Raw genomic sequence first — 11491 nt, 5'->3', positions numbered from 1 at the left:
CCCATTGGCCTCGCTCTGCGGGGCCTTTTCACATCTGGAGATTGTATGAGCGGATTCTTTCACGGCGTCACCGTGACCAACATTGACACCGGCGCGCGTAGCATCGCGCTGCCGTCGTCCTCGATCATAGGTCTGGTCGATACCTTCACCGAAGGCCCTGAGACCGCGGCCAAGGCCAACGACCTGGTGCTGATCACCAGCGAGCGCGAGGCGGTTGCAGCGTTCGGGCAGAACTCGGCGATCACCAAAGCCTGCCGCGCCATCTACACCCGCGCCAAGGCAGTCATTGTTGCCTGTGGTGTGGCCAAGGTCGACAACGCGCCCGAGCAGACGTCGGCGATCATCGGCGGCCAGTTGGCCAGCGGCAAGCGCACCGGCCTGCAGGCGCTGCTCGATGGCAAGAGCCGGTTCAACGCCCAGCCGCGGTTGCTCATTGCCCCGAAGCACAGCTCGACCCAGGCGGTCGGCACAGCCATGGTGGCTTTGGCTGACAAGCTGCGCGGCATCGCCATCATCGATGGCCCGAACACCACCGACGAGGCGGCCATCGCCTATGCAGGCGAGTTCGGTGCCAAGCGTGCCTACATGGTCGATCCGGGCGTGCAGATGTGGGATACGGATGCCAGCGCAACGATCAACGCCCCCAGCTCGGCCTGGGTTGCTGGCCTGTTCGCCTGGACCGACAAGGAGTACGGGTTCTGGGCGTCGCCGTCAAACAAGGAGTTCGTGGGCATCACTGGTACTACTCGCCCGATAGAGTTCCTTGATGGCGACGAGACCTGCCGGGCCAACCTGCTGAACAACGCCAACGTAACCACCATTATCCGCGACGACGGCTACCGCCTGTGGGGCAACCGCACTCTGTCCAGCGATCCGAAGTGGGCGTTCGTTACCCGTGTGCGGACCATGGACATCGTCATGGACGCGATCCTCTACGGCCACAAATGGGCGGTTGACCGCTCGATCACTGCCACCTACGTCAACGACGTGACCGAAGGGCTGCAGGCCTTCATGCGCGACCTGAAGAATCAGGGCGCAATTATCAACTTCGAGGTGTTCGCCGACGAGACGTTGAATACCGCCAGCCAGCTGGAGCAGGGCAAGGTGTATTGGAACATCCGCTTCACCGACGTGCCCCCAGCTGAGAACCCCAACTTCCGCGTTGAAGTCACCAACCAGTGGTTGACCGAAGTCCTCGACTCTGCCGCTTAAGGAGCGCATCGCATGGCAATGATTCCCCAGACCCTGGCCAACCTGAACCTCTTCGTAGACGGCGTGAGCTTCCAGGGTGATGTGCCCAGCCTGACCCTGCCCAAGCTCACCCTCAAGATGGAAGAGCACCGCGGTGGTGGCATGGACCTGCCGGTCGAACTGGACCAAGGCATGGAAAAGCAGGAAGCCGCCTTCACCACCACCGGCGTGCGCCGCGAAGCGATGAAGTTCTTCGGCCTGGCTGACGGTACCGCCTTCAACGGCACCTTCCGGGGGGCGTTCAAGGGCTTGAAGGGCGCCATCACTCCTGTGGTGGTCACCCTGCGCGGCACCCTCAAGGAAGTCGACATGGGCGACTGGAAGCCCGGCGACAAGGCCGAGATCAAGTACAGCGTCGGCGTGACCTACTACAAGCTCGAAGTCGATGGCCGTCTGATCTACGAGATCGACGCCCTGGGCATGAAGCGTGTGATCGATGGTGTCGATCAACTGGCTGCTCAGCGCGCCGCCCTGGGCTTGTAACTCTTCCTCTCATCAAACGGACACAGCACCATGACCAAGAAAACTCCCGCCTTCCTGACCGTCGAAGCCGATCGTGTCACTGTGCGCTTGAGCAAACCGACCGAACTCAACGGCGTGCAGATGGATCACCTGAGCCTTCGTGCGCCCACCGTGCGCGATATCCGTGCGGCACAGACCACCACCGTGGGGGACGACGAGCAGCGCGAGCTGAACCTGTTCGCGTCGCTCGCCGAGGTCGGTGTGAAAGACCTCGAAGGCCTGACGCTGAAGGACTACACCCGCGTTCAGGCCGGCTACTTTCGTCTGGTCCAAGACGACGAGCTTTGACCCCCAGACCCAGAAGCGGCTAGCCAAGCGGCTGGCCGTAGAGCTGGGTTTCTCGGCGGCAGAGATCTCAACCATGTCCTGGACGGACACCGTCTGGTGGCTCACGGACTGAGCCTGCAGGAGGGTAGCGCATGGCACGTCTGGCGATAGCGCTGGAAATCGGCGGCGCCGTAGCAGCATCACTGGATGCTGCTTTCGGTACCGCCAAAGGGCATATCAAAAAGCTCGAGGATGCAGGCAAGAACGCCAAGGTGTTGAAGAACACCATCGGCGAGACGATCAAACTCAGGGATGAGTGGAAGAAAGCCCATGACAGTGGCTCGGCTGCAGCATCGGGGCTGCTTCGCCGGCTTGAGGGTAACCTTGATGCCCTCAAAAAACAGGGCGTCGAGGTCGGGCGCCTGGCTCGGGAGTACCAGCGGCTCGGCCGGGAAGCCAAAGCGGCGGACCTGAAGCAGAAAGGCCGGCAGCAGATCGAAGCGGGCAAGGCATCGCTCAAGTCGAACATCGGCGCTGCTGCGGTGGGCGCTGGCATGGTGGCGATTCCGACGAAGATCAGCGCGGATTACCAGGCGATCATCCGTGATATCGCGATCAAGGCTGGCATCGCGAACAAGCCCGAAGAAGCCCAGTTGACCCGGACGGTCATCGACACTGCCCAAGACACGGGGATGTCGCGCAATGATGTGGCCGACCTGGTCAACCAGCTCGTCGGCGCCGGCATGGAGCTGGACAAGGCGCTTTCGTATGCGCCGGTGGCGGCCAAGTTTGCCGTGGGGCAGGGCGCCAGTGGCGTCGATACCGCGTCGATGATTCAGGCGCTGCAGCAGAACGCCAAAATCACCGACCCGCGCGTGATGCAGCAGGCGCTGGAGGCTATCGCCTACCAGGGCCAGGCGGGAAGCTTTGAGGCCAGTGACATGGCGCGCTGGTTCCCCCAGTTGTTGGCATCGATGGAGAAGACCGGCAGCACTGGGCTTGATGCAGTGACGTCGCTCGGCTCGATGCTGCAGGTGCAGATGAAGACTGCGGGCAGCTCGGACGAAGCGGCGAACAACTTCAAAAACTGGGTCGAGAAGATCGGCTCGGGTGACATCGTCAAAGCCTACAAGGATGCGGGCATTGACTATCAAGCGTCACTGAACACGGGCATCCAGAAAGGGATGTCTACGATTGAGTCATCAATGGCGCTGGCGTTGAAGTACGTTGAGGCTACGGACCCGGCCAAGGCCAAGAAGATCAAAGACGGCCAGGCGTCCATCAGCAAGGAAGCTGACCCGGAGAAAGCCAAGGCCGCCCTTGATGCGTTGGAGAAGTCGCTGCGCACCGGCGACCTCTTCGCGGACATGCAGGTTAAAGCGGCCCTCACGGCCTATTCGCAGAACCGTGAGCTGTATGCCCAGCTCAAGAATGACTCGACCAAAGCCACAGGGATACTCGACCAGAACCTGACTGAGCGTCGTGAGACGTCGGCGCAGATCTGGCGTGAAACGCTGCAGGCGGTCGACGACTCGATGCGCAGCATTGGCGATGCCATCCGCCCCTTCACTGATCGACTGGCCCAAGGCATCACCAGCGTCGCGAACGCATTCACCAAGCTTTCTGACGGCTCGCAGACGCTGGTCGCCGGAGCAGTAGCTGTCGCTGCTGCGTTTGTCGCGATCAAGACGGCGTTCAGCGCCTTCAAGATTGGCAAGGGCATGCTCAATGTGGCGCGCGGTGGTTTGCTTGGCGCTGCGAAAGACAAGGATGAGGTGCAGAAAGTCTTCGTGACGAACTCCGAAGACGGTGAGGGCGGTGGCGACGAGGACGAAAGCGGACGCAACAAAGTCATCAGCATGTTCCAGAAAAGCGTGCGCGCGGCCACTGGCAAAGGCGACGGTTATGAGACAGAGGGCGAAGAGAAGGCCGGCGGGCTGGACCCCGTGGACATTGGCCTCGATCTGCTGGACCTGTTCCGCACCGAGAAAGAGAAGGATGGTGAGGATGGCGGCTCGGCTGAGCCGCAAAAGGTCTTTGTCGTGAATGCCAGCGACTTTGGAGGCATGGGTGGTGGCGAGTCGCGCGGACGTCGCCGCCGTCGCGGTGGGCGCCGATCGCGGGGGGCGGGTGGCTCTGGCAGTTCGACGTCGAGGCCCAGGGCCCGCCCGCCGGTCCCCGCACCAGCGCCGGTACCGGCACCCGCCTCTCGACTCTCTCGTATCGGAACGACCGCGACGTCTCTACTCGGCAGGGCAGAAACGCTTGCGCCGGCGCTGGCTGAGACCGGCCTGATGGGCAAGGCGTCTGGCCTGGTCTCAAAGCTTGCGAAGAAGCTGCCTGGCGGCAACGTCCTGGACTTTGGGATGAAAGTGTACGACACGGCGACGACTGCGGAGACGCAGAACGAGAAGGCTGAGGGCTACGGTCGAGCAGCGGGCGGTTTGGCTGGATCAATGGCCGGCGCATCGGCGGGGGCAGCCATTGGTTCGGTTGTGCCGGTTGTCGGTAGTGCTATCGGCAGTTTGATCGGCGCGGTGCTGGGAGGTATGGGGGGTGAAGAATTGGGCGGTTTCCTCGGGCTCAAGCTGTTCGGTGAGGATGAGGCTCCCGCCAAAACCGAGAAAGCGCCTGAGCCTGGGGATGTGGCTCGCTCAATCGCGGCTGCAGCTCCGGCGCCGACCGCCCCGGTGGTCGCCCAGGCGCTTGAGCAGGCCAAACCTAAAGGTGATCCGCCTAGGGTCGACCAGCAGTTCTCCTACATGCCCAACATGCCGATCACGGTCCAAGGCGACGTCAAGGATCCGCAGCAGGTCTTCAGCACACTTGAGGCACTGATCCGCCGAAGCTGGGAGAGCTGGTCGCAGGAGGGGCTGTCTCGGCAGGCGGCAGGGCAGTTGTTCGACGAACCCCATCTTTAAGGAGGTGCCATGGCCTACATGGAGTCCATGCAGTCGACGCTAGCGGAGTTGATTGCGGCGGGGGAGGCTGGCCGCTCCAGCCTCGACGGCATGCTCGGGCCGCTCAACGGTGCCGTCAGCGACATGAGTGGCGCGGCCGCTGAGCTGGAAGGGCTACCCGTTATTGGTCCGGCTATCGGCGGCAAGCTGCAGCGGACGATGCGGGCGATCAGTGCCGCGCAGTCTGTTGTCGGGCGGGTCGCCTCGACCTACAGCCAGGTGGTGACCGGGGCGTCGGCGGTGCAGGAGCGGTTGGGGGCATTGCGGGAGCAGGCCAGCAAGGCCGCGGCGGCGATCAACCGTATCGCAGGCGGCCTCAGCCCGGCCCTAGGTGACATTTTTCCGACCAGTGCTGCAGGTGCAACGCCTGCGGCCGAGGCGGTGCAGCCGTTCCCGCACCTGCTGATCATGCAGCCGCTCGATGCCAAGGCCCAGCCGTACTACTTCAACCTGAACACTGCGGCGTTCGATGAGCTGAGGCGGCAGACGTCGGCACGTTGGGCGGCGCAGGAGCGACTGACCCGCGACATCGCGCAACAGGGTGTGGGCCACGGCGAGGACAAACTGTCGCTCAAGGGCGCGATCTATCCAGGCTTCAAGGGTGGGTTGAAGCAGTTGGACACGCTTAGGACGATCATCCGCCAGCTGCAGCCGATGACGCTGATCACCGGTTACGGCGATGTGCTCGGCACCTGGTGCTTGACCAGCATCGACGAAGAGCAGAGTGCCCTGCTGGCTGGGGGCATCCCGCGTAAACAAGGGTTCTCACTGGAGTTCGTGAAGTATGGCGAAGACATGCAGAACGTCTGACGGGGACCTGCTCGACACCGTGTGTTACCAGCACTACGGGCACCTTAATGGCACCGTCGAGTTGGTGATGGATGCGAATCAGGGCCTGTCGGACGAGCCGCAACCCTACCGGGCTGGGGTCATCATCCACTTGCCGGATCTACCGGCACCGTCGATTGAGACGGTGCTGTTGTGGGGCTGACCCCATCACCCACAAGCCCCGCCCAGTGCGGGGCTTCTTCATTCTGGAGACCGTATGCGGCCTACGTTTCGCATCGTCGCGGATGGCAGGGACATCACGACGTTGATCAATGACCGGTTGCTGTTGCTGCGGACAACCGACAAGCCGGGGATGGACTCCGACGAGTTCGAGCTGCGCATCGATGACCGGGACGCCGCAGTGGCTTTGCCCGCGCGTGGCCACGGTATCGAGGTTTACATGGGCTATTCCGGCAGCGCCTTGGCGCGCCTGGGCCGCTACACGGTCGACGAGATCGAGGTTTCAGGTCCGCCCAGGACGATTGTCATCCGGGGCAAGGCCAGCGACATGCGCGGCACAGGCAAGACGACGCGTAGCGGCAGCTGGGAAAACGTGCCGCTAGCGCAGATCGTGCGCGACGTCGCTGCCCGCAACGGATGGCAGCCGGCTTGCCCGGTACAGACGAAGGTTGAACGGGTCGACCAGCGCAACGAATCGGACTTCAACTTCATCACGCGGCTGGCCAAGCAGTACGACTGCACAGCGAAGGTGGCCGACGGCAAGCTGCTGGTGATGCCACGCGAGGCCAGCGTGAGTGCCAGCGGCAAGGCCTTTGGCGCGATCAAGATCACCCCCGCCGATGTGAGCCGCTGGCAATTCCGCCTCGGCGATCGTAGCGCGCAGAAGGCGGTGAAGACTCAGCACCAGGACAAGAAGACCGGCAAGTTGAAGGTGGTCGAGCTCGACAACGAAGACGCCCCCAGTAACCTTCCGGCGGTGCACACCGACCGACACATTTATCCCGACAAGACTGCGGCAGAGCAGGCCGCCAAGGCCAAGCTGGCCGCGTTCAACCGAACCACTGCCGGTGTTCGCCTGCAGATGGCGGGGCGCTCAGACCTGTTCGCTGAACGGGTGATTAACGCACAAGGCTTCAAGATCGGCCTGGACGGCGAGTACCTAGTCGATAGCGTCGAGCAGACGTTCGACGCCTCGGGCTGGACGACGGCGGTGGAGTGCAACGGCGGCAAAAAGGGCAAGGCGAAAGCCAAGGGCAAGAAAAAGAAAACAGACAAACCACTGAAGGTGGTCGACGTGAAACCGGCCTGAGCGGCCAATACAGGAGATTCAAGATGACTGTCACCCTCAAACAGCTGCAGCAGATCCTCCCCAACGCCGGCGCACAAGCCGGCGTTTTTCTTCCTGCCCTCAACGTGGCCATGGTGAAGTGGGGCATTGTCACCCCGCTGCGTAAGCGAGCCTTCCTCGCTCAGGTGGGGCATGAGTCCGGCCAATTGCGTTACGTCCGTGAGCTGGGCAACGACCAGTATTTGGCCAAGTATGACACCGGCAAACTGGCAGCGCGGCTGGGCAACACGCCCGAGGCCGACGGCGACGGCCAGAAATACCGCGGCCGGGGGCTGATTCAGGTCACCGGTTACGCCAACTACCAGCGCTGCGGCGAGGCCCTGGGCCTCGACCTGCTGGCCCACCCTGAGCTGCTGGAGCAGCCCGAGCATGCTGCTGATTCGGCCGGGTGGTTTTGGCACCAAGCGAGCCTCAACTCGCTCGCGGACAAAGGCCCTTCGGCGTTCGAGACCATCACCCGCCGCATCAATGGTGGGCTCAACGGGCTCGACGACCGGCTGGCGATCTACAAGCGTGCTGAGCAGGTGCTGCTTTGATTTCGCTCGGGGCGCGGTGGGCGTTGCTTGCCCTGGTGCTTGGCTTGGCAGTGGGCGCCCGCCTGGCTTGGGTGTGGCAGGCCAACGAGCTGGCCACACAAGCGGCCGAATACGAGCAGCAGCTTGCGCAAAAAGACTCGGCGTACAGCAGTGAGCGTGAAGCTGCGGCTGGTGCCGCCCTCGATCAGTTGGCGCTGCAACAGGATGCCCGGCGTGACCTGGAAGACCGCCTGCAGCAGCAAAATCAAAATCACTGGAAGGAGATGAACGATGCTCAACAAGCTCAGGCTCGCCTGCGCGACCGGCTTGCTACTGCTGATGTGCGGTTGTCAGTCCTGGTCGACGCCGGAACCATTGCCGCCCAGGGTTGTGGCGGTAGGGTGCGAGAAGCCGCCGGCGCCGGAAGCGTGGTGGCTGGAGCCATACGCACCCAACTTGACCCAGCGCATGCTCGAAGAATTATCGCCATCACCGACGAAGGCGATCAAGGAATGATCGCGCTCAAGGCCTGTCAGGCCTACGTACGCGAAGTCACGAAGTAGTAAAGAGGCGAGCCGGGAGGATGCGTCAACATCCAGCCCGGCCCACCGAACCCGCAGACCCTTCCTGCAAGTCCAGCCGCGGCCTCTGCCTTGTGCACAAAGCGCGGCGAGCCTAAAACCTGTCTATCCATACAGTAAAGACTTGCAAACTATGACCTCTCCTATCGTTCCCTGGATGGGTGGCAAACGCCGCCTGGCCGACCGCTTGATCCCTCTCTTTCCCCCTCACGAATGCTATGTCGAAGTATTCGCCGGCGGTGCCGCGTTGTACTTCATGCGCCCCCAGCCTGCGCCGGTGGAGGTGCTCAACGACCTCAACGGCGACCTGGTCACGCTCTACCGGGTGGTGCAGAACCACCTGGAGGAGTTCGTCCGCCAGTTCAAATGGGCGCTGAGCTCGCGCCAGATCTTCGAGTGGCAGAAGATGACCCGCCCCGAGACGCTTACGGACATACAGCGCGCCGCCCGTTTCTTCTACCTGCAGCAGCACGCCTTCGGTGGCAAGGTCACCGGGCAGACGTTCGGTACCGCCACTACTGGGCCGGCCATCAACCTGCTGCGCATCGAGGAGAACCTGTCATCGGCATGGCAGCGTCTAGCCGGCACCTATGTCGAAAACCTTCCCTGGCTCACCTGTGCTGAGCGCTATGATCGAGCCCACACGTTTTTCTACATGGATCCGCCGTACTGGCAGACCGCCGGCTACGGCGTCGACTTCCCGTTCGAGGAGTACGAGCGCATGGCCGACTTCATGCGCCGCTGCAAGGGTAGGGTGATGGTCAGCATCAACGACCACCCTGATATCCGGCGGGCCTTCGACGGCTTCCACTTCGAGTGCCTAGATATTCGCTACACCACGGCCAACCAGCGGCACGGCAAGGCCGACGTCACCAGCGAGTTGGTAATCATGAATTGGGAGCATGAAGGCCTCGGTCAGCTATTCTGATCTTGGGCTGCCGCTCGTTCCTGATGGTGCCCGGTAGTCGAAGCGGGCGTTGATGAGTGGGGTCGAATTTGTGAAGCGAACAATCCAAGGAATGGTTGAGGCGGGGGAGCCGCTGATGCGTGAAGCAATCTCAGCTCTGCGCCAGTACCACGAGGCGCAGACAGCTGGTGCGCCGCCTGAGCAAGTCGAACGCCTACGTTTGATGGCCGAGTCGGCCTATCAGGCTGTGAGCGACTATCAATTGTACGCGCTGGGTCATCAGCCGCTCACGCGTCACTGAGCATGCTGGATCAGTTTAGGCCCTTGCCTTCGAACGTTTCCGACGGAATTTCCGGAGGGTACCCGTCAAAGGCTTCGACCGGTTCTCTCCGGTTGAGTGCGATCCACCCAGCCTGGGCATGCCGCAGCCAATCCATTCCCGCGCAAGATCTGGCTGCAGTGGGGCAAAAATGGGGCAATCCACACGCCATTTGATGCCAACCTATGCCAAACAGTGACGCAGATGCAGGAATGTAAGAAGGCCCTCAAGCCCTGATGTCAGGGGCTTGATGGCCTTTCGACGTTGATACTCCAGCACAATCAGGATGTGCTTCGGTTTTAGGGCGACGATCCGCTTTCGACCCATGGCGGACATTCTGGGCATAGCCTTAGATCGAGCGTTGGTTCACACGAGCAGATAGCTGCTCGGCGTTTTCCTTGCGCTCCGAATACCGATCCACCAGGAAGTCCTGGCGGTCACGCAGCAGCATGGTGAACTTCACCAGTTCTTCCATGACATCCACCATACGATCGTAATACGGCGAAGGCTTCATTCGCCCTGCGTCGTCGAACTCCAGGTAGGCCTTGGGTACCGAAGACTGGTTCGGGATGGTGAACATCCGCATCCAGCGGCCAAGCACCCTCAGTTGATTGACCACGTTGAACGACTGCGAGCCGCCACATACCTGCATGACCGCCAGCGTCTTGCCTTGTGTAGGGCGAAGCGCTCCCAGTGCTAGGGGGACCCAGTCGATCTGTGCCTTGAAAACCGCAGACATCGCGCCATGCCGCTCTGGCGAGCACCAGACCTGGCCTTCCGACCACTGCACCAGATCACGCAATTCCTGCACCTTCGGGTGCTCGACAGGTACATCGTCAGGCAGCGGCAGGCCTGATGGATTGAACACCCGCGTCTCGGCACCGAAGTGCTCCAGCAGGCGTGCGGCTTCTTCCACCAGCAAGCGACTGAAGGAGCGTTCGCGGGTTGATCCGTACAGCAGCAGGATGCGTGGTTTGTGTTCGCTTGAACGGGTTGCCGCGGGCGGCACATCGAACAGCGCGAGGTCGAGATTATGCAGTTGCTCGGACATGTTTCCTCCTGCTCAGAGCGTACCGATGCGATCCAGCTCATGCTTGAGCTGCTCGCGGTCAAGGTGATCGAAAGGCAGTGCGAAGAAGGCCTGGCAGCGAGCCTCGATGTGGGCCAGCGTGGCGCGGAATGCTGCGTCGACCGACGCCTCGTCAGCCACGACATCGGACGGATCCTCCAGCCCCCAGTGCGACTTCAGTGCAGGGCCGAAATACACCGGGCAAGCTTCGCCGGCAGCCTTGTCGCACACGGTGATGACGATATCAGGAGGGCAGCCCTCGAACGCGTCATTGCCCTTGCTGCTCAGCCCATCGGTCGAGATGCCGGCATGCTGCAAGGTGGTCAGGCTGCGAGGCAACACTTGGCCCTTCGGAAAACTGCCGGAACTGACGGCTTCAAATCCGTGAGGCGCCAGGTGATTGAACATGGCCTCGGAAAGGATGCTGCGGCAACTGTTGGCCGTGCACATGAACAGGACTCGCATTGGGGCTCCTCCGCTTCGTGGCGGATGTCAGAGGCTCAGGCGCAATGCCAGGGCCGAAAGGGTGATCAACAGAACCGGCAGCGTCAGCAGGATGCCGACCTTGAAGTAGTAACCCCAGGTGATGTGCATGCCTTTGCGCTCCAGCACGTGCAGCCAGAGCAGCGTGGCGAGGCTGCCGATAGGGGTGATTTTCGGGCCGAGGTCGCAGCCGATGACGTTGGCGTAGATCATCGCCTCACGCACCAGCCCTTGCGCCTCGCTGGCCTCGATAGACAAGGCGCCGATCAGCACGCTTGGCATGTTGTTCATGACTGAGGACAACAATGCAGCAATCAACCCGGTGCCGATGGTGGCACTCCACAGCCCTTGCTGAGCAAGACGGTTCAGCAGGTGGGTGAGCATCTCGGTGAGGCCGGCATTTTTCAGCCCGTAGACCACCAAGTACATGCCAAGAGAGAAGATCACCACCTGCCAGGGCGCTTCGCGCAGTACCCGGCG

Annotated in this window: 14 protein-coding genes; 11 read left to right on the top strand and 3 right to left on the bottom strand. The window is 62.1% G+C overall.

Annotated elements, in window-relative coordinates; genetic code table 11:
• Positions 1-45: 45 nt before the first annotated feature.
• The 11 genes from HU720_RS03040 (at position 46) to HU720_RS02990 (ending at position 9441) form a co-directional block, all read left to right on the top strand.
• Positions 46-1212 (top strand): phage tail sheath family protein, encoded by a 1167-nt coding sequence (locus tag HU720_RS03040; RefSeq protein WP_186517130.1) that lies wholly within the window; start codon positions 46-48, stop codon positions 1210-1212.
• Between the two features lie 12 nt (positions 1213-1224).
• Positions 1225-1734 carry a phage major tail tube protein gene (locus HU720_RS03035; protein ID WP_186517129.1) on the top strand — a complete coding sequence of 170 codons (510 nt, stop codon included), beginning with the start codon at positions 1225-1227 and terminating at the stop codon, positions 1732-1734.
• A 30-nt stretch (positions 1735-1764) separates the two neighbouring features.
• Positions 1765-2061 (top strand): phage tail assembly protein, encoded by a 297-nt coding sequence (locus tag HU720_RS03030; protein WP_186517128.1) that lies wholly within the window; start codon positions 1765-1767, stop codon positions 2059-2061.
• A gap of 131 nt (positions 2062-2192) precedes the next feature.
• Complete coding sequence (locus tag HU720_RS03025) at positions 2193-4961, top strand: phage tail tape measure protein (RefSeq protein ID WP_186517126.1); 2769 nt, start codon at positions 2193-2195, stop codon at positions 4959-4961.
• A gap of 9 nt (positions 4962-4970) precedes the next feature.
• Positions 4971-5810 carry a phage tail protein gene (locus HU720_RS03020; protein WP_186517124.1) on the top strand — a complete coding sequence of 280 codons (840 nt, stop codon included), beginning with the start codon at positions 4971-4973 and terminating at the stop codon, positions 5808-5810.
• Positions 5785-5991, top strand: coding sequence for a tail protein X (locus HU720_RS03015; protein ID WP_186517122.1), 207 nt, complete (start codon positions 5785-5787; stop codon positions 5989-5991). The genes HU720_RS03020 and HU720_RS03015 overlap by 26 nt, the downstream gene beginning before the upstream one ends.
• 54 nt (positions 5992-6045) lie before the next feature.
• Positions 6046-7098 (top strand): contractile injection system protein, VgrG/Pvc8 family, encoded by a 1053-nt coding sequence (locus tag HU720_RS03010; protein ID WP_186517120.1) that lies wholly within the window; start codon positions 6046-6048, stop codon positions 7096-7098.
• Between the two features lie 23 nt (positions 7099-7121).
• Positions 7122-7673, top strand: coding sequence for a glycoside hydrolase family 19 protein (locus tag HU720_RS03005; protein ID WP_186517119.1), 552 nt, complete (start codon positions 7122-7124; stop codon positions 7671-7673).
• Positions 7673-8215 (top strand): lysis system i-spanin subunit Rz, encoded by a 543-nt coding sequence (locus tag HU720_RS03000; RefSeq protein WP_186517306.1) that lies wholly within the window; start codon positions 7673-7675, stop codon positions 8213-8215. Before HU720_RS03005 ends, HU720_RS03000 begins: the two co-directional genes overlap by 1 nt.
• Before the next feature lie 151 nt (positions 8216-8366).
• Entirely contained in the window at positions 8367-9161 is a 795-nt protein-coding gene (locus tag HU720_RS02995) for a DNA adenine methylase (protein WP_186517118.1), read from the top strand.
• Between the two features lie 52 nt (positions 9162-9213).
• Complete coding sequence (locus tag HU720_RS02990) at positions 9214-9441, top strand: hypothetical protein (RefSeq protein ID WP_186517117.1); 228 nt, start codon at positions 9214-9216, stop codon at positions 9439-9441.
• Positions 9442-9808: 367 nt separating this feature from the next.
• On the opposite strand, the gene arsH is transcribed toward HU720_RS02990, so the two are convergent.
• The 3 genes from arsH to HU720_RS02975 all read right to left on the bottom strand — a co-directional run.
• Entirely contained in the window at positions 9809-10510 is a 702-nt protein-coding gene (arsH, locus tag HU720_RS02985; RefSeq protein WP_186517116.1) for an arsenical resistance protein ArsH, read from the bottom strand.
• Positions 10511-10522: 12 nt separating this feature from the next.
• Positions 10523-10993: an arsenate reductase ArsC gene (locus HU720_RS02980; protein ID WP_186517115.1), complete on the bottom strand. Its 471-nt coding sequence runs from the start codon at positions 10991-10993 to the stop codon at positions 10523-10525.
• A gap of 27 nt (positions 10994-11020) precedes the next feature.
• Positions 11021-11491: ArsB/NhaD family transporter (locus HU720_RS02975; protein WP_272968627.1), on the bottom strand; the 471-nt coding region annotated here is incomplete at its 5' end.

The sequence above is a fragment of the Pseudomonas sp. SWRI51 genome (assembly GCF_014268825.1).
GTDB classification, from domain to species: Bacteria; Pseudomonadota; Gammaproteobacteria; order Pseudomonadales; family Pseudomonadaceae; genus Aquipseudomonas; species Aquipseudomonas farsensis.
This window is presented reverse-complemented; position numbering and strand designations above follow the sequence as displayed.